The sequence below is a fragment of the Sphingomonas sp. EU05-FHT14C10 genome (assembly GCF_058790595.1).
Map to the genome: position 1 here is coordinate 85,964 of NZ_JBYTEN010000003.1, position 20,847 is coordinate 106,810.

Sequence of the window (20,847 nt, forward strand, 5' to 3'; positions counted from 1 at the left end):
GCGCCTCCTGTCCCGTCAGGCGGCGGGCGGATCCCCGTCGCCATCGCCTGCCACCATAACATGCCCTCTCTTCAATCGCATATCGGTGACGATGTTCCAGATCGCGATGAACAGCGCGGCGATCACCGGGCCGATGACGATGCCGTTGAAGCCGAACAGTTCGAGCCCGCCCAGCGTCGAGATCAGCACGACATAGTCGGGGATGCGCGTGTCGCGGCCGACGAGGATCGGGCGCAACACATTGTCGACCATGCCGATGACGAACAGCCCGCAGAAGACGAGCACCGCCCCTTGCCACAGCGCCCCGGTCGCCAGCAGATAGATGGCGACGGGCACCCAGACGATCCCGGTGCCGACGGCGGGCAGCAGCGAGAAGGCGCCCATCAGCACGCCCCACAGCATCGCCCCGCGAATCCCGATCAGCCAGAAGACGGTGCCGCCGATGATTCCCTGCGCGATCGCGACGACGATGCTGCCCTTGATCGTCGCGCGGATCATCAGCGCGAACTGGCGAAACAGCGCCTCGCGCACCGGGGCGCGCAGCGGCGTCGCCTCGATCACGCGCCCGGCCAGCCGTTCGCCGTCGCGGATCAGGAAGAAGGTGAGGTACAGCATCACGCCGAGCTGGGCGAGGAAGCCGAACGCTCCCTGCCCGATCTGCAGCGCCTGCCCGGCCAGCGTCCTGAAGCTCGCGGCGATCCCCGTCTCGATCCGGCTCGCCACCGCATTGAAATCGGTCAGCCCCAGCCGCCCGAGCATCCCCACCGCCCATTCGGGAAGCGCGGCACGGAAGCGCTCGAACAGCGCGGCGAAATCGATCTGCCCCGCCTGCATATGGGCATAGAAATCGCCCGCCTCGCCGATCAGCGCCGAACCCAGCAGGATCGTCGGCACGATCACCATCGCGACGATCAGCAGCAGCGTGATGAGCGCCGCGCCGGTCGGCTTCCCCGGCATCCGCGCGAGCAGCCGGCGGTTGACGGGGGCGAACAGCAAGGCGGCGATCACCGCCCACAGGATAGCCGCGAAGAAAGGGGCGACCAGCAGCGCGAAGCCGATGGTGAGCAGCGACAGCAGGCCAAGGAGGAACCCGTCCTCGATCCGCAGCCTCGATGCCCCGTCGTCGCTCACGCGCCGATCCTTCGCAGAAAAGCGTCGGCGACGCCACGGGATTGAATCATTTCCTGCCGTCCCACCTGCCCCGCCTTGTCATTCGATCCGCGATCGGCCAATCTGTGTTAGCGTTACCGTAAAGGCGGGACGATTTGATTTTCGGACAGAGCCGCGTTTCATTCGCGAATTCTACGCTATTCGACGAGCTTAAATCAAAATCGCGATAACCATCTACCAATCGATGGTATCGCTAACAGGAGAGGATAAATGCGAGGACTCATCGCCACCCGGCTGCTCGCCGCCGCTTGCTCCACATTTGCGATCGCCAGCGCGCAGGCGCAGCCGTTGCAGGTCAGCGCCGATCAGACGCTCGAGGCCCCCGGGCTGAGCGTGATCGTCGAGCAGAATCATTTCAGCCCGATCTTCTTCGACGAGAAGAATGCCGGCATCCAGATGATCCTGCATGGCGAGCGCATCGCCACCGATGGCGAGGTGCGGCTGAACCCGACACCCGAGCAATGGGATCCCGTCCCCACCTTCGGCGATCGCACGCTAGGCGATACGCCCGGCCAGATCGTCGTGCGCTCCAGCTATCCCGCCGCCAATCTGAAATATCGCGTGAAGGTCACGGCGGAGGATGGCGGCTTCCGGATCGCGGTCGATCTCGATGCGCCGCTCCCGCCCGAACTTGTCGGCAAGGCCGGGTTCAACCTCGATTTCCTGCCTACCGCCTATTTCGGCAAGACCTATCTGATGGGCGATCGCCCCGGCCTCTTCCCCCGCAATCCCAACGGGCCGATGGCCACCGACGGATCGGGCGATCCGCAGCCGATGGCGTCGGGGGCGAACAGCATCACCCTGTCGCCGGAAGATCCCGCCACGCGCGTCACCATCTCGGCCAACGCGCCGCTCGCTCTCTATGACGCGCGCAACCGCGCGCAGAATGGCTGGTTCGTCGTGCGCTCGCTGATCGCGGCGGGCGCGAAGGACGACGCCGTCGTCTGGCATGTCCGGCCGAACCTGATCCCGGGCTGGACGCGGCCGCCGGTCGTCTCGTTCAACCAGGCCGGCTACACGCCCGATCGCAGCAAGGTGGCGCTGATCGAGCTCGATCCCGCCTTCGACGCGCCGGGCGAAGCGACGCTGGTCAGGCTTACCGCCGACGGGGAGAAGCCGGTGTTCCGCGCGCCGCTTCAGCAGCGCGGCAAATGGCTGCGCTACAAATATGCCGCCTTCGATTTCTCGGGCGTGCGCGATCCGGGCATCTACGCCATTTCCTATGCGGGGCAGACGACCAACCCCTTCCCCATCGCGGCCGACGCCTATGCGCGGATCTGGCAACCGTCGCTCGACACCTATCTCGCCGTGCAGATGGATCATATGACGGTGCGCGAGCAGTATCGCGTGTGGCAGCGCGCCTCGCACCTCGACGATGCGCGCCAGGCACCGCCCAACCATGTCCATTTCGACGGCTATCGCATGGGGCCGAACCTCGATTCGCCGTTCAAGCCGGGCGAGCATATCCCCGGGCTGGCGGTCGGCGGTTTCCAGGATGCGGGCGATTACGACATCCAGACCCCGCAAAATGCGATGGTGGTCCGCGACCTCGTCTGGGCGCGCGAACTGTTCGGGCTCGACTGGGACGAGACCAGCGTCGACGAAGCGGCGCGCGAAGTGGAGATCCGCAAGCCCGACGGCAAGCCCGATGCGCTCCAGCAGATCCGCCACGGCACGCTGCAACTGCTGGCCCAATATAAGGTCTTCGGCCATGCGATCGTCGGCATCGTCGATCCCCAGCTTCGCCAATATGCGCATCTGGGCGACGCCGGATCGCAGACCGACGGCAAGATCTACGATCCGGCTCTCGGCCCCAACGAAGTCAGGGGCGACCGCTCGGGCGTGCCCGACGATCGCTGGGCCTTCACGACCGATTATCCGTCGAACGACCTGATGGTGGCCGGCGGCCTCGCCGCTGCGAGCCGCGCGCTCAAGGATCTGGACCCCGCCATGTCGGCCGAGGCGCTGGCCGCCGCCAGGGCGCTGTGGACGGCGCAGCAGGGCAAGACCGCCAATGGCAGCGACGGCCGCGACGACAGCGGCAACATGGCGCGCTTCCTCGATCTCGCGAAGGTCGCCGCCACGGTCGAGCTGATGATCACGACGAAGGGGGATCCCCTCTATACCGCGCGGCTCCGTGCGCTGATGCCGGCGATCGAGGCGAATTTCGATCGGGTGAGCGGCGTGGCCGTCCGCGCCATCCCTTATATGGACGCAGCCTACAAGGCGCGGATCAGGCAACTGGCCGAGGCCGCCAGGCGACGCGCCGATGCCGATCTCGCCGGCAATCCGTTCGGCGTGCCGGTCAGCATGGGCTCATGGGCAGGATCGGGCGAAGTCGCAACGTTCGGCACCAACATGTATCTGCTCCATCAGGCGTTTCCCGACGTGGTCGGGAAGGACTATACGCTGCACGCGCTCGATTACATGCTGGGGCGGCATCCCGCGAACAATCTGTCGCTGGTCTCGACGGTCGGCACGCGCTCCAAGCTGATCGGCTATGGCCACAACCGCGCCGATTACAGCTTCATCGCCGGCGGGATGGTGCCGGGCGTGATCGTGATCAAGCCCGACTTCCCCGAACTCAAGACCGACTGGCCGTTCCTGTGGTTCGAGAATGAATATACGGTCAGCACCACCACATCCTACATCCTGGCCGCCAAGGCCGCGATCGCGGTGACCGAGGAACGGCCCTAGGCGCGTTCGACAAGGGCGCCGGCTCGCTTCCCCTCGGGGGCGGGCCGGTTCCCTCACCCCACCGGCGTCAGCAGCGGCCTTCCGTTCGCATACGCCAACACATTGTCGATCACCAGTTGCGCCATCGCGCGGCGCGTCTCGATCGTCGCGCTGCCCAGATGCGGCTGGAGCACGACAGTCTCCATTGCGAGGAGCGCATCGGGCACGCGCGGTTCGTCGGCGAAGACGTCGAGCCCCGCACCGCCCAGCCGTCCGTCGGCGAGCGCCGCGACCAGTGCATCCTGATCGACCACCGATCCGCGCGCGACGTTTATCAGAACGCCCTCCGGCCCCAGCGCCTCGATCGCCGCACGGCCGATCAGCCCGCGCGTCGCCGCCGATCCGGGGACGCACAGCACCAGCACGTCCACCTCGTGCGCCAGCATCTCGACGTCGCTCACATAGCGATAGGGCACGTCGTCACGCTTGTGACGCGCGAAATAGGCGATATCGCGCACCATCGGCGCGGCGCGCGCGGCGATCGCAAGGCCGATCCGCCCCAGCCCGACGATGCCCAGCGTCCGTCCGCTGAGCCGCGTCGTCAACGGGAAGGGCTTGCCCGCCGCCCAGTCGCCGCGCCGCACGAAGGCGTCGGCCGCCGCGATCCGGCGGTGCGCGGCGATCATCAGCCCGATGGCGAGGTCGGCGACGTCGTCGGTCAGCACGTCGGGCGTATTGGTGACGGCAATGTCCCGCGCCCGCGCCGCTGCCAGATCGACGCCGTCATAGCCGACGCCGTTGACCGCGATCAGTTCGAGCGCGGGCAAGGCTGCGATCAACCCGGCGCTTGCCCCGCGCCCGCCTGAAGTGACGAGGACCCTGCGGTCGCGCGCCGGCTCGGGCACGCTAAGCCCGTCGGTCTCGATAATGTCGAAAGCCGCGTCATACATGGCGCGGACCATCGGCGGCGGACGGTCGAAAAGGATGATCGCGGGTCGCATTGCGCTGTCTTGCATACATCAATCCAATACTGCATACGAATAAACGATAAAAGGCGATATAAGCCTGATAACCCAGCAGGGAGGAAGCCGTTGGCATCGGCAATCGAAAGCGTGCGTCCACGCGGCAAGGTCCGCTGGCTGATGATCGGGCTGCTCTTTCTGGTCGCGGCGGTCTCCTATCTCGATCGCACCAACATCTCGATCGCGGCGCCGCTGCTCAAGCTCGATCTCGGCATCAGCGACGTCCAGATGGGGACGGTCTTCACCGCCTTCGTCCTCGGCTACGCCCTCACCCAGCCGATCGCGGGGCGGCTGGCGGATCGCTTCGGCGCCTATCGCGTGATCGCGCTCGGCATCGTGTGGTGGAGCGTCATCACCGTCGCCACCGCCTGCATCTCGACCCACATCGCCGGCGCATTCGCCCTGCTCATCTTCATCCGCCTGCTGCTCGGCATCGGCGAGTCCGTGATCTTCCCCGCAAGCAACCGGCTGGTCGCCAACTGGGTGCCGGCGGGCGAACGCGGCCTTGCCAACGGCCTGATCTTCGCCGGCGTCGGTTTCGGCGCGGGTGTCGCGCCGCCGATGGTGGCTTTCATCATGGCCGCGCACGGCTGGCGCGCCGCCTTCTTCGCCAGCGCCGCCGTTGGCGTCGTCGCGCTCGCCGTCTGGATGCTCCTCGCGCGCGAGAAGCCTGAACAGCATCCGCTCGTCAGCCCTGAGGAAAGCGCCTTCATCGCCGCCAATCGCGGCGGCGCGGACCAGACGACGCACGAAGCGCAGCCGATGCTCGGCTGGGGGCAAATCTTCGCCAGCCGCCAGCTCCGCCTGCTGACGCTCAGCTATTTCTGCTTCGGCTATGTCGCCTATATCTTCTTCACCTGGTTCTTCACTTATCTGTCGAGCGTGCGCGGCCTCGATCTCAAATCGAGCGGCATCTACGGCATGCTGCCCTTCATCGCGATGGCGCTGGCCTCGTCGCTCGGCGGCTGGGCATCGGACGGCCTCACCAGGCGCTTCGGCAAGCGTATCGGCCGCTGCATGCCCGCCGCGATCGGCATGGGGCTCGCCGGGCTGTTCGTGGCGATCGCGACGCAGGTGGCCGACGCGCGCCTCGCGGCGGTCGTCCTCGCGCTCGGCTCGGGATCGCTCTATCTGTCGCAAAGCGCCTTCTGGACGCTCAGCGCCGATCTCGGCAAAAGCTCGGCCGGCTCGGTTTCGGGCGTCATGAACATGGGCAACCAGATCGGCGGCGCGACGGTCGCGCAGGTGACGCCGATCATCGCCGCCGCGCTCGGCTGGACGGGATCGTTCATGGCTGCCGCGATCCTCGCCGTGGTCGGCGCGATCACCTGGCTGCTGATCGATCCCGAAGCAAGCCTATAGCGCCACGCTTCGCCGGAAGCAGGCGGCGCTGTGATCGTTGACGATCCCCACCGCCTGCATCCACGCATAGACGATCGTCGGCCCGACGAACTTGAAGCCGCGCTGCTTGAGCGCCTTCGATACCTGCTCCGACAGCGGCGTGCTCGCCGGCACATGCACGCCGTCGCCGACCAGTGTGCGCCCGTCGGTGAATGACCAGCAGAAGTCAGCAAAATCCTCGCCGCTATCGCGCATGGCGAGATACGACTTCGCCCCGCCGATCGTCGCCTCGATCTTGGCGCGCGAACGGATGATGCCGGCATCGCCCAGCAGCCGTTCGATATCGGCCTCATCGAAGCGCGCAACCTTCTCGGGATCGAAACCGGCAAAGCCTGCACGGAACGCATCGCGCTTGCGCAGCACAGTGATCCACGCCAGCCCCGCCTGGAAGCCGTCGAGCATCAGCTTTTCCCACAGCGCGCAGCCATCGCGCTCGGGCACGCCCCATTCGCTGTCATGATAGGCGCGCATCAAAGGATCGCCCTCTGCCCAGCCGCACCGATGTTCCGCCATCACATCCACCTTTCACTCAGACCAGCGGTGCGCCTGTCCGCACCAGCGCCGCGATCAGCGCCCGCATGCGTTCCTCCGTCCCCGTGCTGAGGCGGATGAAGATGCGCCGGCGGTCCGCAGGATCGGCGTGGCGTTCGAGCAGTCCTTGCTCGGTCATGGCGGAAATCCAACGCAACGCCGTCGTCGCCGGCACCGACGCGGCGATACACAGGCTGGAAACGGCGACGTCATGCCCTTCCATCTGCGCCGCCATCAGGTCGAGCAGCATATCCCAGGCGGGATCGGCGAACAGATCGGGCGCGAAATACTGGTCGCGCAGCCGGCGCGCGCGGATGATCCCGCGCACCGTGGCGGCGGTGACGGCGCGCGGCGCTTCGACGGGTTGCGCGCGGTAGCCGCTCGACGGCTCGCCGGCCATGTCGGAGCGCGGCGGCATGGCGGCCAGCGCCTGCGCAATGCGCGCGACTTCGTCGCCGAGATCGCGCAGCCGGCGAACGGGATCGTCATCATCCTGTCGCGCCCGCTGCACGCGGCCGCCGCGCGCTCGGCCGATCACGCGCACCAGCGCTTCCAGGTCGGACGCGGCGACGACTTCGACGCCGCACCGCCCGATCGCGTCGGCCCAGCAATCGAGATCCACCTCGGGCAGCGCGACGAGCAGCGCAAAGTCGCCCAGCGCCGCACGGTCGAGCAACATGTCGGCAACATCGAGGCGGGGCGGCGGCGCGCTCCATACCAGCATGTCGGCCGATCCGGCCGCCGCCAGCGGATCGCTGTCCTCCGGCGCGATCCATTCGGTCGCGACGTCGAGCGCAATGAGTGCCCCTTCCAGCATATGTCGCGACGCCATATCCGCCACGCACAGCGCGATGCGCGGCCGCGCCGCGAAGGGCGTGAAGCCCGGCCCGGGCAGTTCGTCGCGTTCGGCGCTGCGCATTTCATCCGCTCCGGATTTAACATTCCCGCCGAACTGCGGCGGCGCTTAAGCTACTCCGAAACGGAGAGTTGCAGCAATCGATCAGGGGGGCGACGCAAGCCCCCGGCGACAAAGCCGGGCTCAATCTCTCCGAAACGGATCAGCTTGCGCCCGCGCCGACGGAAATCCGCGGCATGCGGGACCAATTCAATCCAAAATGGGTGGAATTTGCGCAGGTCGAGCGGCGGACACACCCGCGCAGCCGCTATTCCATCGCCTTGACGATATCCTCGACCATCTTCTTTGCGTCGGCGAGCAGCATCATCGTGTTGTCGCGGTAGAAGAGTTCGTTATCGACACCCGAATAGCCGACGCCGCCCATCGAGCGCTTCACGAACAGCACCGTCTTGGCCTTCTCCACATCGAGCACGGGCATGCCGTAGATTGGCGAGGTCTTGTCGGTCTTGGCGGCCGGGTTGGTGACGTCGTTCGCACCGATCACGAAAGCCACGTCGGTGCGCGCGAACTCGGAATTGATATCCTCCAGCTCGAACACCTCGTCATAAGGCACGTTCGCCTCGGCGAGCAGCACGTTCATATGGCCGGGCATGCGCCCTGCGACCGGATGGATCGCATATTTCACGGTCACGCCATGTGCCTTCAGCTTGTCGGCCATCTCGCGCAGCGCGTGCTGCGCCTGCGCCACCGCCATGCCGTAACCGGGCACGATGATGACCTGTTCGGCCTGGCTCATCAGGAAAGCCGCATCCTCGGCCGATCCGCGCTTCCACGGCCGGTCGATATGCGCGGCGGCACCGGCGCCGCCCCCGCTGCCGTCGGCGCCGAAGCCGCCCGCGATCACGCTGATGAAGCTGCGGTTCATCGCCTTGCACATGATGTAGCTGAGGATCGCGCCCGAAGACCCGACCAGCGCACCGGTGATGATCATCGCCGTGTTGTGGAGCGTGAAACCCATCGCCGCCGCCGCCCAGCCCGAATAGCTGTTGAGCATCGAGACGACGACCGGCATGTCCGCGCCGCCGATCGGGATGATCAGCAGGAAACCGATGACGAAGGACAGGCCGACGACGATCCAGAAGTCGATCGGCGACTGCGAATCGAAGAAGCCATATGTGAAGAAGACGATCGCGAGCAGCGCCGCGAGATTGATGTAATGGCGCGCGGGCAGCAGGATCGGCGCGCCCGACATGTTGCCGTTGAGCTTCAGGAAGGCGATCACCGATCCGGAGAAGGTGATCGCGCCGATCGCTGCGCCGAGGATCATCTCGATCCGGCTGACATGCAGGATCTGCCCTGCCGCATCGACGATGCCGAACGCCTCGGGATTGAGGAACGCGGCCATCGCGACCAGCACCGCCGCGAAACCGACGAGCGAGTGGAAGGCCGCGACAAGCTGCGGCATCGCGGTCATCGCGATCTTGCGCGCGGTGACGAAGCCGATCGCGCCGCCGATCGCGATGGCGCCGACGATCTCGGGCAGGCTCGCTATCTGATGCGTGACGAGCGTGGTGCCCACCGCCAGCAGCATGCCGAACATGCCGTAGCGATTGCCCTGTCGGCTCGACGCCGGGCTCGACAGCCCGCGCAGCGCGAGGATGAAGCAGACGCCCGCGACCAGATAGGCAAGCGCCACCCAGGGATTGACCGGTGCCCCCTCGTGCATCCCCTAGCGCTCCTTCTTCTTGTACATGGCGAGCATGCGCTCGGTAACCGCGAAGCCGCCGAAGATGTTGACGCTGGCGAGCACCACCGCGCCCAGCCCCAGCCATTTGGCGATCGGCGATCCCGCCGCCGCAGCCGCCGTCAACGCGCCGACGATAATCACCGAGGAAATGGCGTTGGTCACCGCCATCAGCGGCGTGTGCAGCGCCGGCGTGACCGACCAGACGACATAATAGCCGACGAAACAGGCCAGCACGAAGATCGAGAGGATCGAGATGAAATCCATGTTCGGCTGCTCCCTTATGCTCAGCCCAGCAGTCTTGCGCTGACCACCTTGCCGCCCTGCGTCAGCCGGATCGCCTGCGTGATCTCGTCTTCGTCGGGCAGCATGGGCCGCCCCGCTTCCTTGTCCCAGAAGGCGCTGAGGAAGTTGAAGAGATTGCGCGCGAACAGCGCCGACGCATCGGCGGCGAGGCGGCCGGCCATGTTGCGATGGCCGATGATCTTCACGCCATGCCTGACGACGATCTCGCCTACGACCGCGCCCTCGACATTGCCGCCTTGTTCGACCGCGAGATCGACGATCACCCCGCCGGGGCGCATCGAGGCGATCTGCGCGTCGCTGATCAGTCGCGGAGCGGGCCGCCCCGGGATCAGCGCCGTGGTGATGACGATATCCTGCTTCGCGATATGCGCGGAGACGAGCGCGGCCTGCGCCGCCTTATACTCGTCCGACATCTCGGTCGCATAGCCGCCGCTGCCTTCGCCCTCGATGCCTTTGACGTCCTCGACGAAGATCGCCTTGGCGCCGAGGCTCTCGATCTGCTCCCTGGTCGCCGATCGCACGTCGGTCGCCGAGACCTGCGCGCCCAGCCGACGCGCGGTGGCGATCGCCTGCAGCCCCGCCACGCCCACGCCCATGACGAAGGCACGCGCGGCGGAAACCGTGCCCGCCGCCGTCATCATCATCGGAAAGGCGCGGCCATATTCGGCGGCGGCATCCAGAACCGCCTTGTAGCCGGCAAGGTTCGACTGCGACGACAGGATATCCATCGACTGCGCGCGCGTGATGCGCGGCATGAATTCCATCGCCAACGCATCGATGCCGAGCGCGGCATAGGCGTCGACCCGTGCGCGCTCGCCGAATGGGTTGAGCCCCGCGACCAGCCAGGCGCCGGACTTCACACCCTTGAGGCTTTCGGGCGCCGCGCCCTGCACGCCCAGTAGGATATCGGCATCGGCCAGCGTCGCCGCACGATCGCCGATCGCTGCGCCCGCCGCCTGATAATCGGCGTCGGCGATCGACGCGCCGAGCCCCGCCCCCGCTTCGACGGCGAGCGTCGCGCCCAGCGCCGCGAATTTCTTGACCGTCTCGGGCGTCGCCGCGACACGCGGCTCGCCGGCTGCGGTTTCCTTGAGGACCGCGATCTTCACGGGGCGATCAGCGCGAGATGAGAAAGATAACGAGCGCGGCGATGAGCGCGACGATCACCGTCCCCACCTTCAGCCAGCCGATGAAACCGCGATAGGTTTCCTCATGCACCTTGAAGTCGCTGCTTGCCGTCATCCGCTTACTCCCCTCTCAAGCGTCGATCTTCTTCGTAACCAGCGGCCGCCCGGCCATCAAGCCCGATCGGCGGCGCGCTTAATCGGACCTTTACACTAGGGCGTTTAATCCACCTGTTCCGAAACGGCACGGAAATGGAACAACATGGCACGGAACGGGACGCGCCTGCTGCTTTTGGTTGACGACGAACCGGCACAGCGACGGCTAGTGTCGGCGATCGGCGCGCGCGCCGGATGGCGGACGATCTTCGCGTCGGACGCCGAGGCGGCGATCGCGACGCTCGGCACGCAGGACGGCTTGTCGCTCGACGCGATCCTGATCGATCATGCTGTGCCCGGCGGCGACCTGAGCGGACTGATCGAGGCGCTGCGCGATCGCCGCCCGGCGCTGCCGATCCTGACGCTCACCGCGCTCAATTCGGTTGCGATCGCGGTCGAGGCGATGCGCGCCGGCGCCACCGATTTCCTCGCCAAACCGATCGCGCCCGAACGCCTGCTCGCCGCGCTCGACGCAGCGGTCAACAGCGGCGCGTCAGGCGGCGAGCTTCGCCATCTGAGCGAGAAGATCACCGCGCCGCTCGGCTTCGACGAAATCGTCGGAGCCGCACCGCGATTCCGCGCCGCGCTCGCCATCGCCGCCAAGGCCGCGCGCGCGCGCGTGCCGGTGCTAATCGAGGGCGAAAGCGGCACGGGCAAGGAATTGGTTGCCGAGGCCATCCATGCCGCCAGCCCGCGCGCGAAGAAACCGCTGATCGCAGTCAATTGCGGCGCCATCCCCGGTAATCTCGTCGAATCCGAGTTGTTCGGGCATGAGCGCGGCGCGTTCACCGGCGCGTTCGAGCGCAAGGTCGGGCGGTTCCAGGAAGCCGATGGCGGCACGCTGTTCCTCGACGAGGTGGCGGAACTACCGCTCGAGGCGCAGGTCAAGCTACTGCGCGTGCTCCAGTCGGGCGAAGTCCAGCCGATCGGCGGGCGCATGCTTCGCGATATTGATGTCCGCGTGATCGCGGCGACCAACAAGGTGCTGCTCGACGAGGTCGCCGCCGGACGCTTCCGCGAGGATCTTTATTACCGGCTCAACGTCGTCCAGCTCGTCATCCCGCCACTACGCGACCGCAAGGGCGACATTCCGGCGCTCGCCCGCCATCTGCTCGCACGCGCCGCGCGCCAGCCGGGACTGCGCGGGCTTGGCATCACCGACGACGCGCTGACGCTGCTCATGAGCTATGACTGGCCGGGCAATGTCCGCCAGCTTCAGAATGCGCTCTTCCGCGCGGCCGTGCTGTGCGACGGCGATGCGCTGACCACCGAGGATTTCCCGCAGATCGCGCAGAAGTTCGGCGGCCTTCACGTCAGCGCCGCGCCGCAACCGTCGCTCAACAGCGGCAGCTCGGGCGTCACTTTGTTCGAGGCGGACGGGCATATGCGTTCGCTCGAGGCGATCGAAGCAGATGTGATTCGCCTTGCCATCGGCCATTATCGCGGGCGGATGACGGAGGTGGCGCGCCGGCTCGGCATCGGCCGCTCGACGCTTTACCGCAAACTCGCCGAGCTGGGCATCGACGCCGCCGCCTGAGCTTCCGGCGCGCATGCCACACCGCTAAGAGGCTGCATGGATCAGCCGCTTCCCTGGACGGTCGCCGAGGGCGGACTTTACCTCGCACTGCGCCTCACGCCGCGCGCTTCGGCAGACCGCATCGACGGGATCAGCGTGGACAGCGACGGCCGGCCGCTTCTCCTGCTGCGGCTGAAGGCGCCGCCCGTCGAAGGCGCGGCCAACGCGGCGCTCATCGCCTATCTCGCCAAGACGCTCAAGGTACGCAAAGCCGATGTGGCGATCGTCGCGGGCGAAACCGGACGCATGAAGCGATTGCGGATCTCGGGCGACGCAGAGGCGACGGCCGCGCGACTTGCTGCGCTGGTCAGCCCCTGAACCAGGCGGTGCGGTGTGCACCCGCGCTTTCGATCAAGCTGCCGACCGGCACGGCGCGCAGGCCGCGCTCGGCGAGCCCGTCGAGAATCAGCCGCACCATCTCGACACGGTCGAAGCGCGGCACGACTTCGCCTTGGGGTATCTCCAGCCCATCGTGGAGCAGGACGATGTCGCCGCCTTTGCTCGCACCCACGGCGCGGTCGGCCGCCTCGGCCGGCGTCTGCTCCACCCAGTCCTCGGCGATCGGACCCCAGACGACGATCTGCAGACCAAGCGAACGCGCGACGAAGAAAGTTGCGATCGATTGCGCGCCATAAGGCGGCCGAAACAGCCGCACCGGCTTGCCGGTCAGCGCAGCGAGCCTGTCGCGCGCGACGGCGAGGCGCTGGCGCACCTGTTGCACGGGCAGCAGCGTCAGCCGATCGTGCCGGTCGCAATGAAGCCCCACTTCATGCCCCTCGGCGATCATGCGGGCGATCAGCGGCTGCTGTTCGGCCGCCTTGTCGGTGAGGACGAAGAAGCTAGTCTTCACCCCGCGCGCAGCCAGCAGATCGAGCAGGCGCGGCGTCACCTCCGGATCGGGGCCGTCGTCGAAGGTCAGCGCCACCGCGTCGCTCGCGCGCGCTGCGCTGCGGATCGAGCCGAGCGGTGCCAGCATCGGATCGGTCAGCGCGCGGACGCGGCGACGCGCATCGGGCCCGAGCCGGGAGCTGACGTTGCGCAATATCTTGTTGAGCATCGCCCTTCCCCCAATGCTCAGTGGGCGTCGGCGACTTCGCGCGTGTCCTGCGGTTCGAGCTTGTTCGCCCGCCGCTCGACAACCTCGCGAACGCGCCGCGCCCAGGTCGGCCAGTTCAGCTTGTTGCGGCTTAGATCCAGTGCCGCATAGCACATCGCCTCGTAACGCGGCGTATCGCCGAGCAGCGCAGTCATCTCGCGCGCGAAATCCGCGGCCGGCGCGCCCGGCTCGATCAGCACCCCCGTCCTTCCGCCCTCGACATTGGAAGGCAATCCGCCGGTTCGGTATGCGATCGACGGCAGCGCATAGGAAGCAGCTTCGCTGATGACGATACCCAGCGCCTCGAACTGCGTGGGCAGGATGAAGAGGTGCGCTCCCCGGAACAATGCCGCCAGGCGCTCGGCATCGGCGGGCACATGCTTGTTGAGGAAGCCGTGAAAAGTCACGCCCTCGATCGCCGGCGGCGGGCTCGATGGCGCGCTGCCGACCACGTCGAGATGGACGTTGTGGCCCGCCTTGCGCATCGCCTGCACCGCTTCGACCGCGATATCGCCGCCCTTGCCTTTCCAGTTCACCCCGACGAACAGCAGACGCCACTCGTCCTTCGAGCGTTCCTCGGGGCGGGTGAAGCCACGCGCTTCCATGTTCGCGCCCCAATGGACCTGGAACACATGCGCCGGATCACCGCGATGCTCGCCCACCGCCGATCCATAGGCCCAGGCCGAGGGGAAGAAAGCGGCGATCGAATCCCTGATCGCCTGCGTCTCGAGCTTGTAGGCCGAGCGCTTGAACCCCGGCAGCAGCGAGAAGAAGAAGGGATTATAGTCGACCATCACCGCCTGCGTCGCATCGGATACGAAGACGGTCGGCATGATCTTTGTGAGCTGGGCGGTGATCGGCGTGACCGCGACGGCGAAAGCGATGTCGGCACCCGAACCGCCGATTTCGTCGATCGCCTTGCGCCCGGCCAGACGCGTCCAGAAGGGCGACCAGTAGATATCGATGCGCCGGCCGCTGACCCTGCGCAATAGGCCGCGGAGATTGCTGAACCAGCGCGGCCAGGGTTCGCGCACGACATGGATCACGTCGAACTCGGCGCGCAACGCCTCGAGCATATGATGCGGCGTGCCGGACCAGGTGCGAATCTCGAGCGGGTCGCCGGCGCAGATGAAGGCGATGCGCGGCCGAGGCGCTACTGTCGCCACTTTCATTTCGACTGCCCTGACATCACTTTCGGCCACCGCTGACTTCCCCCACATGCTACGCGGGTCCAGAGCGTCCCTCTTCGTACAGCGATCCTCAGATATCGTTAACGCGGCGAGGACCAACACGAAGCAAAATGTCTGGAACTGCCGTCCGCCACCACCGCCCCCAACGGCATGTGCCCGGCCATTTTTTCCAACCGCCTATTTAGCGTCCCGAGTTTCCGGCTCTAATCGTCAATAATGACGAATAAAAGTCCCCGGGCGGGCCTTAAGCATGTTTCGATCGTCCCGCTTTCAGACAGGTCAGGCGATCAGCGCCTGGTCGCGCAGCCCGCGCCAGACGCGCAGCGCCTGCACCGTCTCGGGCGCATCATGGACGCGGAGCAAGTGCATTCCACGCTGGGCGCCGTGGAGGGCGAGCGTTATCGAGCCCCCCAGCCGTTTCTCCGCCGGCGCTTCATTGTCGAGCGCGCCGATGATCCGCTTGCGGCTCGCCGCCAGCATCACCGGGCAGCCAAGCCCGTGGAACAACGCCAACCCGTTGAGCAGCGCCAGATTGTCGGCCACGCCCTTGGCGAAGCCGATGCCGGGATCGATGATGATCCTGTCGCGCGCGACCCCCGCCGCGACCACGGCGTCGATCCGATCTTCCAGCCAGTCATAAACCTCGATCAGCGGATCGGTGAGCTTCGGCCCGTCATGCGGCTCTCGCCCGGTGTGGTGCATCAGGATCACCGGGCAACCCGCGCGCGCCACGACCTCAAGCGCACGATGATCATAGCGCAGGGCCGATATGTCGTTGACCAGCCCCGCGCCGGCCGCAAGCGCGGCTTCCATCACCGCCGCCTTGCGCGTGTCGATCGAGACAGCCACGCCTCCACCCGCGAGCCGCTCGATCACCGGCACAACACGCTTGATCTCATCACCTTCCCACACGTGCGCAGCGCCCGGCCGCGTGGACTCGCCGCCCACGTCGATCATCGCCGCCCCGGCCTCCGCCATGGCGAAGCCGGCGCCGACAGCCGTTTCCAGGTCGGCATTGCGGCCGCCGTCGGAAAAGCTGTCGGGCGTCATGTTGAGGATGCCCGCAACCTGCGGCTGATCGAGCCGGATCACGCGCTCGCGCATCTGGATCGCAGGTCGCGATGCCGCCAGCCGATCCAGGATCGGCGCGACCTCGTCGGGCAGACTCGCCCGTTCGGACACCGGCACCAGCGCGCGGCCCACGCGCCCGCCATTGTCGACGATCAGTTCCCAGGCCGAATACCAGAGCATCGTGCCCGCCAGCCGTTCGACCTGCCCGTCATTGCCGACAGGCGTATCGACAAATCCCTCGGGCCGCAGATAGACGCGCGCGCCCTTTGGGATGGCGGGCAGGTTCACGGCTCGTTGGCCAGCAAATAGGTCTGGCGCAGCGCATCGACAGGCTTGAGCGTGCCCGCTTCCTCATAATGCCAGAAGGTCCAGCCATTGCACGACGGCGCGCCCTGCAGCGTCGCACCGACCTTGTGGATCGATCCCGTGATACCGGCGACCTCGAGCGAACCGTCGGCGCGAACGGTCGCCTTGTGGCGGCGCTTGACGTCGGTCAGCACCGTGCCCGGCGCGATCATCCCGGTCTCGACCAGCGTGCCGAAGGCGACGCGCGGCGCGGCGAGCGGCGCCTGCATCGTGGTCAGCGCCGATTCGTCGAGCGGCAGCGCAGCAGCGATGCGCTCCTCGGCCACCTCGATATAGACCGGCTCGCGCTCGATCCCGATGAAGCGCCGGCCAAGCCGCTTGGCGACTGCGCCCGTCGTCCCGGTGCCGAAGAAGGGATCGAGCACCACGTCGCCCGGCTTCGTGCAGGCGAGCAGGATGCGGTAGAGCAACGCCTCGGGCTTTTGCGTCGGATGCGCCTTGGTGCCGCCGCGCTTCAATCGTTCCTGCCCGCTGCAGATCGGGATCACCCAGTCCGAGCGCATCTGCAGTTCGTCGTTGAGCGTCTTCATCGCGCGGTAGTTGAAGGTGTAGCGCGAGCTTTCGCTATGCGCGGCCCAGATCAGCGTCTCGTGCGCGTTGGTGAAGCGGGTGCCCTTGAAATTGGGCATCGGGTTGGACTTGCGCCAGACGATGTCGTTGAGGACCCAATAGCCTTCGTCCTGGATCGCTGCGCCGACGCGGAAGATGTTGTGATAGCTGCCGATCACCCAGATCGTGCCGTCGGGCTTGAGGATGCGGCGCGCCTCGGCCAGCCAGTCGCGCGTGAAGCGATCATAGGCGGCGAAAGTGTCGAACTTGTCCCAGTCGTTGTCGACTGCATCGACCCGACCTCCCTCGGGGCGATAAAGATCGCCGCCAAGCTGCAGATTATAAGGCGGATCCGCGAAGATCATGTCGATGCTGGCGCTGGGCAGCGCGCGCATCGCCGCGATGCAGTCGTCGCGCAGGATCCGGTCGAGCGGAAGCTCGATCGCGCGCGTTTCCGCGCTTTTCCTGACCCTGGTAACAACGCTCATAAATGCCCCCTTGTGCTGCGGGGCGTGAAAGTGAGTCACCGGCGACTCCGGGTCAAGCGCCACTTTTCAACGCCTCCTAGCAACTGGCGTCAACAATCTGACACATAAGGAGAAGCGCCCCAACATCTGGAGCGCCCTGACGTCATAGCAGCACAAGCGATTGTGGGTGTGACTCGAAAGACTCACCTCGCCGCCAAAGCCCGCGCTACAGGCGCGAAGCTGCGTCGGTGATGCGGGGTGGGGCCAAGGCGGGCGAGTGCCTCCATATGATCCTTCGACCCGTAACCCTTGTTGCGCGACCAGCCATAGCCTGGATGATCGGCGTCGATCGCGATCATGATCGCGTCGCGATGATGCTTGGCGACGATCGATGCGGCAGCGATCGACAGCGACAGCGCGTCGCCCGAGACGATCGCCGTGGAGGGATAGGCCCAGCGCGGGCAGCGGTTGCCGTCGACGAGCACCATCCCCGGCGTAACGCCCAGCACGTCGACCGCACGCGTCATCGCCAGCATCGTCGCCTGCAGGATGTTGAGGCTGTCGATCTCCTCGACACTGGCCACGCCGATGCCGACCCCGGCGATCGCCCGGAGCCGCTCGCTCAGTTCCGCGCGCGCGCCGGCGCGCAGCTTCTTCGAATCGTCGATCCCACGCGGCACGCCGCGTTCGGGCAGGAGGACGGCAGCGGCCACCACCGGCCCGGCGAGCGGCCCGCGCCCTGCCTCGTCGACCCCGATCACCGGCGCGGGATGCGCCGCTTCGATCTTGCGCGACGGTCCCGTCACGCGATGCGCCAGGGCGGGAAGCGGCGATTCTCGCCTGCGCGATAGAGGATGATCCGATTGCCCGCCGGATCGCGCAGCCGCGCCTCGCGCCACAGCCAGCTTTTATCCTCGGGCATCTCGTCGAAAACGATCCCCGCCTCGGCCAGCGCCGTCGCGCGTTCGCACAGATCGGCGCATTCGAGATAGATTTGCGCGCCGCCTGCAGTCGGCAGGCCCGTTTCGATGGAAAGCGTCGCGCCGCCGGGGAGAGCGAAACGCGCATAATGATCCGGTGCGTCGACGATCTGCGTCAGGCCGAGCGCGCGATAGAAGGCGACGGAGGCGACATAATCTTCTGCGGGCAACGTCACCTGATTGAGATCGTAGAGACCGGTCGCGGCCCAACGATGCCCCATCGGCCCATGCCCCGCGCCAAGCCCGGGTGCCGCGAGCATTGCGGTGCGCACGAACACGCGCGCGGCCTCGATCGCGTCCACCAGCGACAAGCCCTGCGCCAGCCCCGTCGCGATCGCGCTCGCCAGCGTACAGCCGGTGCCGTGATTGTGTCGGGTCTCGATCCGCGTGCCCGAAAAGTCGCGCATGCCGCCTGGCGTCACCAGCCGATCGGTGACGACCTCGTCCCCGCCATGCCCGCCTTTGACGAGCTGCGCGCGCCCGGTGCGCCGCACAATGGCGGCCGCATCGCCACCCAGCGCCGCCAGCTCTGGGAGGTTTGGCGTCGTCAGCGTCGCGGCGCGCATCAATCGCCCGAACGCGGCGATCGTCTCTTCATCCGCCAGCGCCGCGCCGCTCGTCGCGACCATCACCGGATCGAACACCACGGGAATGTTGCCTTGCCGCTCGATCCAGTCGGCGACGGTATTGGCGGCCTCGGCCGATCCGATCATCCCGATCTTCACCGCATCGACGCCGATGTCGGCAGCGACCGATTCGATCTGCGCCATCACCATTTCGGTCGGCACCGGGTGGACGCCCTGCACGCCCAGCGTGTTCTGCGCGGTGATCGCGGTGATCGCGGTCATGGCGTGACCGCCGAGCATCGTCACCGTCTTGATGTCGGCCTGGATGCCGGCCCCGCCACCCGAATCCGATCCGGCGACGATCAATATGCGCGGCGTCACCCCTTGTGCCGCCGCTCGGTCGAGGCCGGGTGGCGCTTGAGCGCATCGCCAGTGCGCGCCGGGCGATCGGTCAGCTCGCCCCCGCAATTGGGGCAACGCTCATCCAGCGCATCGACACAGTCGGCGCAGAAAGTGCATTCGAACGAACAGATGAAGGCGCCGTGCGCGTTCGCCGCCAGATCGACGCCGCACCGCTCGCAATCGGGACGCATCTCCAGCATCAGGCGGCCTCTGCCACCGCCGCGCAGATGCGATCGACGACCTGCTCGACCTGCTGGGCGTCGTCGCCCTCGGCCATGACGCGGATCAGCGGTTCGGTGCCCGACGGACGGATGACAAGGCGGCCCTTGTTGGCCAGCTCGGCCTCGGCATCGGCGATCACCGCCTTCACTCTGCCGTCCTCGAGCGGCTTGCCACCCGAGAAGCGGACATTCTTGAGCAATTGGGGCACCGGATCGAAACGATGGAGCAGTTCGGATGCCGGCCGCCCGTCCTCGACCAGCGCGGCGAGGATCTGGAGAGCCGCAACCAGCCCGTCGCCCGTCGTCGCATAATCGGAGAGAATGATATGCCCCGATTGCTCACCGCCGACGTTGAAGCCCGCGCCGCGCATCCGCTCGAGCACCAGCCGGTCGCCGACCCCGGTGCGTTCGAGGTTGAGCCCCGCGTTCTGCAGATGCCGTTCGAGCCCCAGGTTCGACATGACCGTGGCGACCAGCCCACCGCCGCGCAGCAGGCCGCGTTCGGCCCAGCGCGTCGCGATCAGCGCCATCAACTGGTCGCCGTCGATGATCGTGCCTTTCTCGTCGACCACGATCAGTCGGTCGGCATCGCCATCCAGCGCGATGCCGATATGCGCGCCCGACGCCACCACCGTCTCCTGCAGCAGCCCCGGCGCGGTCGAACCGCACTTGTCGTTGATGTTGGTGCCGTTGGGCGTGACGCCGATCGGGATCACGTCCGCGCCCAGTTCCCACAGAGCGGCGGGTGCGACCTGATAGGCCGCGCCGTTCGCGCAATCGACCGCGATGCGCAGCCCGTCGAGCTTCAGATGATCGGGGAAAGTCGATTTGGCGGCGTGGATATAGCGCCCACGCGCATCCTCCACGCGCCGCGCGCGACCCGTCTTCTCGGCCGGGGCAAGCACCGGCTCGACTTCGATCAGCGCCTCGATCGCGGCTTCGTCCTCGTCAGACAGCTTGTAGCCGTCTGGGCCGAACAGCTTGATTCCGTTGTCGGCGAATGGGTTGTGGCTGGCCGAGATCATCACGCCGATGTCGGCGCGCATCGACCGGGTGAGCAGCGCGACGGCCGGCGTCGGCATCGGCCCCACCTGGACCACGTCCATGCCCACGCTGGTGAAGCCTGCGACCAGCGCCGATTCCATCACATAGCCCGAAAGCCGCGTATCCTTGCCGATGACGACGCGGTGGACATGGTCGCCGCGCAGGAAGTGCGCGCCCGCCGCCATGCCGACCTTCATCGCCATCTCGGCGGTCATCGGAGACTTGTTCACCCGACCGCGAATACCGTCGGTCCCGAAGAATTTTCTGCCCATTGCATCCCGATCCGGTTGGCGGGCCGCCCCCCAGGGCCCTTTGCATTGGCGCCCTGATAGC

The 20,847-nt window shown here is 66.9% G+C and carries 20 protein-coding genes; 4 read left to right on the forward strand and 16 right to left on the reverse strand.

The annotated features are described in order from the left end of the window. Positions 1-15 precede the first annotated feature (15 nt). Positions 16-1,131, reverse strand: coding sequence for an AI-2E family transporter (locus AC3WT0_RS05080; protein ID WP_492751971.1), 1,116 nt, complete (start codon positions 1,129-1,131; stop codon positions 16-18). Positions 1,132-1,380: 249 nt separating this feature from the next. On the opposite strand from AC3WT0_RS05080, the gene AC3WT0_RS05085 reads away from it, so the two are divergent. Continuing rightward, on the forward strand, positions 1,381-3,867 hold the full coding sequence (locus AC3WT0_RS05085) for a glycoside hydrolase family 9 protein (RefSeq protein ID WP_492751973.1): 2,487 nt from the start codon (positions 1,381-1,383) through the stop codon (positions 3,865-3,867). Positions 3,868-3,920: 53 nt separating this feature from the next. Here AC3WT0_RS05085 and AC3WT0_RS05090 read toward each other — a convergent pair whose 3' ends face one another. Next, complete coding sequence (locus AC3WT0_RS05090) at positions 3,921-4,862, reverse strand: 2-hydroxyacid dehydrogenase (protein WP_492751975.1); 942 nt, start codon at positions 4,860-4,862, stop codon at positions 3,921-3,923. Between the two features lie 75 nt (positions 4,863-4,937). On the opposite strand from AC3WT0_RS05090, the gene AC3WT0_RS05095 reads away from it, so the two are divergent. After that, positions 4,938-6,230, forward strand: a complete 1,293-nt coding sequence (locus tag AC3WT0_RS05095) for an MFS transporter (protein WP_492751976.1) — start codon at positions 4,938-4,940, stop codon at positions 6,228-6,230. Here the strand turns inward: AC3WT0_RS05095 and AC3WT0_RS05100 are convergent. The 6 genes from AC3WT0_RS05100 to AC3WT0_RS05125 all read right to left on the reverse strand — a co-directional run bounded on the left by AC3WT0_RS05100 (position 6,225) and on the right by AC3WT0_RS05125 (position 10,948). After that, positions 6,225-6,782: a DNA-3-methyladenine glycosylase I gene (locus AC3WT0_RS05100; RefSeq protein WP_492751977.1), complete on the reverse strand. Its 558-nt coding sequence runs from the start codon at positions 6,780-6,782 to the stop codon at positions 6,225-6,227. The two genes, AC3WT0_RS05095 and AC3WT0_RS05100, sit on opposite strands and share 6 nt — an antisense overlap. Positions 6,783-6,798: 16 nt before the next feature. Next, on the reverse strand, positions 6,799-7,719 hold the full coding sequence (locus AC3WT0_RS05105) for a winged helix DNA-binding protein (RefSeq protein ID WP_492751979.1): 921 nt from the start codon (positions 7,717-7,719) through the stop codon (positions 6,799-6,801). A 244-nt stretch (positions 7,720-7,963) separates the two neighbouring features. Then, positions 7,964-9,382 carry an NAD(P)(+) transhydrogenase (Re/Si-specific) subunit beta gene (locus AC3WT0_RS05110; RefSeq protein WP_492751980.1) on the reverse strand — a complete coding sequence of 473 codons (1,419 nt, stop codon included), beginning with the start codon at positions 9,380-9,382 and terminating at the stop codon, positions 7,964-7,966. A 3-nt stretch (positions 9,383-9,385) separates the two neighbouring features. Further along, positions 9,386-9,667, reverse strand: a complete 282-nt coding sequence (locus AC3WT0_RS05115) for an NAD(P) transhydrogenase subunit alpha part 2 (RefSeq protein ID WP_492751982.1) — start codon at positions 9,665-9,667, stop codon at positions 9,386-9,388. A gap of 20 nt (positions 9,668-9,687) precedes the next feature. Continuing rightward, positions 9,688-10,815 (reverse strand): NAD(P) transhydrogenase subunit alpha, encoded by a 1,128-nt coding sequence (locus AC3WT0_RS05120; RefSeq protein WP_492751983.1) that lies wholly within the window; start codon positions 10,813-10,815, stop codon positions 9,688-9,690. A gap of 7 nt (positions 10,816-10,822) precedes the next feature. Then, positions 10,823-10,948 (reverse strand): aa3-type cytochrome c oxidase subunit IV, encoded by a 126-nt coding sequence (locus AC3WT0_RS05125; protein WP_492751985.1) that lies wholly within the window; start codon positions 10,946-10,948, stop codon positions 10,823-10,825. 144 nt (positions 10,949-11,092) lie between these two features. Between AC3WT0_RS05125 and AC3WT0_RS05130 the strand changes: the two genes are divergently transcribed. Both AC3WT0_RS05130 and AC3WT0_RS05135 read left to right on the forward strand, forming a co-directional pair. Continuing rightward, positions 11,093-12,523 carry a sigma-54-dependent transcriptional regulator gene (locus AC3WT0_RS05130; protein WP_492751986.1) on the forward strand — a complete coding sequence of 477 codons (1,431 nt, stop codon included), beginning with the start codon at positions 11,093-11,095 and terminating at the stop codon, positions 12,521-12,523. Between the two features lie 36 nt (positions 12,524-12,559). After that, on the forward strand, positions 12,560-12,880 hold the full coding sequence (locus tag AC3WT0_RS05135; protein WP_492751987.1) for a DUF167 domain-containing protein: 321 nt from the start codon (positions 12,560-12,562) through the stop codon (positions 12,878-12,880). Here AC3WT0_RS05135 and AC3WT0_RS05140 read toward each other — a convergent pair. The 8 genes from AC3WT0_RS05140 to glmM form a co-directional block, all read right to left on the reverse strand. After that, positions 12,870-13,619: a polysaccharide deacetylase family protein gene (locus AC3WT0_RS05140; RefSeq protein ID WP_492751988.1), complete on the reverse strand. Its 750-nt coding sequence runs from the start codon at positions 13,617-13,619 to the stop codon at positions 12,870-12,872. The genes AC3WT0_RS05135 and AC3WT0_RS05140 overlap by 11 nt on opposite strands. A 17-nt stretch (positions 13,620-13,636) precedes the next feature. Further along, a complete protein-coding gene (locus AC3WT0_RS05145) occupies positions 13,637-14,830 on the reverse strand; it encodes a glycosyltransferase family 4 protein (RefSeq protein ID WP_492751990.1) in 1,194 nt (397 codons plus the stop codon). 297 nt (positions 14,831-15,127) lie between these two features. Continuing rightward, positions 15,128-16,207 (reverse strand): dihydropteroate synthase, encoded by a 1,080-nt coding sequence (gene folP / locus AC3WT0_RS05150; RefSeq protein WP_492751992.1) that lies wholly within the window; start codon positions 16,205-16,207, stop codon positions 15,128-15,130. Then, positions 16,204-17,322 carry a site-specific DNA-methyltransferase gene (locus tag AC3WT0_RS05155; RefSeq protein ID WP_492751994.1) on the reverse strand — a complete coding sequence of 373 codons (1,119 nt, stop codon included), beginning with the start codon at positions 17,320-17,322 and terminating at the stop codon, positions 16,204-16,206. Before AC3WT0_RS05155 ends, folP begins: the two co-directional genes overlap by 4 nt. Before the next feature lie 182 nt (positions 17,323-17,504). After that, entirely contained in the window at positions 17,505-18,107 is a 603-nt protein-coding gene (rnhB, locus tag AC3WT0_RS05160) for a ribonuclease HII (protein WP_492751996.1), read from the reverse strand. Then, complete coding sequence (gene thiD, locus AC3WT0_RS05165; RefSeq protein ID WP_492751997.1) at positions 18,104-19,228, reverse strand: bifunctional hydroxymethylpyrimidine kinase/phosphomethylpyrimidine kinase; 1,125 nt, start codon at positions 19,226-19,228, stop codon at positions 18,104-18,106. The genes rnhB and thiD overlap by 4 nt, the downstream gene beginning before the upstream one ends. Continuing rightward, on the reverse strand, positions 19,225-19,449 hold the full coding sequence (locus AC3WT0_RS05170; RefSeq protein ID WP_492751998.1) for a DUF1272 domain-containing protein: 225 nt from the start codon (positions 19,447-19,449) through the stop codon (positions 19,225-19,227). The genes thiD and AC3WT0_RS05170 overlap by 4 nt, the downstream gene beginning before the upstream one ends. Then, positions 19,449-20,786 carry a phosphoglucosamine mutase gene (gene glmM, locus AC3WT0_RS05175; RefSeq protein ID WP_492751999.1) on the reverse strand — a complete coding sequence of 446 codons (1,338 nt, stop codon included), beginning with the start codon at positions 20,784-20,786 and terminating at the stop codon, positions 19,449-19,451. The genes AC3WT0_RS05170 and glmM overlap by 1 nt, the downstream gene beginning before the upstream one ends. Positions 20,787-20,847 lie beyond the last annotated feature (61 nt).

Bases quoted from the DNA above. Each gene is read 5' to 3' on its own strand.
- AC3WT0_RS05170 (WP_492751998.1), bottom strand. From the start codon at position 19,449: ATGCTGGAGATGCGTCCCGATTGCGAGCGGTGCGGCGTCGATCTGGCG.
- AC3WT0_RS05085 (WP_492751973.1), top strand. From the start codon at position 1,381: ATGCGAGGACTCATCGCCACCCGGCTGCTCGCCGCCGCTTGCTCCACA.
- AC3WT0_RS05130 (WP_492751986.1), top strand. From the start codon at position 11,093: ATGGCACGGAACGGGACGCGCCTGCTGCTTTTGGTTGACGACGAACCG.
- AC3WT0_RS05115 (WP_492751982.1), bottom strand. From the start codon at position 9,667: ATGGATTTCATCTCGATCCTCTCGATCTTCGTGCTGGCCTGTTTCGTC.
- AC3WT0_RS05155 (WP_492751994.1), bottom strand. From the start codon at position 17,322: ATGAGCGTTGTTACCAGGGTCAGGAAAAGCGCGGAAACGCGCGCGATC.
- AC3WT0_RS05100 (WP_492751977.1), bottom strand. From the start codon at position 6,782: ATGGCGGAACATCGGTGCGGCTGGGCAGAGGGCGATCCTTTGATGCGC.
- AC3WT0_RS05090 (WP_492751975.1), bottom strand. From the start codon at position 4,862: ATGCAAGACAGCGCAATGCGACCCGCGATCATCCTTTTCGACCGTCCG.
- glmM (WP_492751999.1), bottom strand. From the start codon at position 20,786: ATGGGCAGAAAATTCTTCGGGACCGACGGTATTCGCGGTCGGGTGAAC.
- AC3WT0_RS05105 (WP_492751979.1), bottom strand. From the start codon at position 7,719: ATGCGCAGCGCCGAACGCGACGAACTGCCCGGGCCGGGCTTCACGCCC.
- AC3WT0_RS05110 (WP_492751980.1), bottom strand. From the start codon at position 9,382: ATGCACGAGGGGGCACCGGTCAATCCCTGGGTGGCGCTTGCCTATCTG.
- AC3WT0_RS05135 (WP_492751987.1), top strand. From the start codon at position 12,560: ATGGATCAGCCGCTTCCCTGGACGGTCGCCGAGGGCGGACTTTACCTC.
- AC3WT0_RS05140 (WP_492751988.1), bottom strand. From the start codon at position 13,619: ATGCTCAACAAGATATTGCGCAACGTCAGCTCCCGGCTCGGGCCCGAT.
- AC3WT0_RS05145 (WP_492751990.1), bottom strand. From the start codon at position 14,830: ATGAAAGTGGCGACAGTAGCGCCTCGGCCGCGCATCGCCTTCATCTGC.
- AC3WT0_RS05125 (WP_492751985.1), bottom strand. From the start codon at position 10,948: ATGACGGCAAGCAGCGACTTCAAGGTGCATGAGGAAACCTATCGCGGT.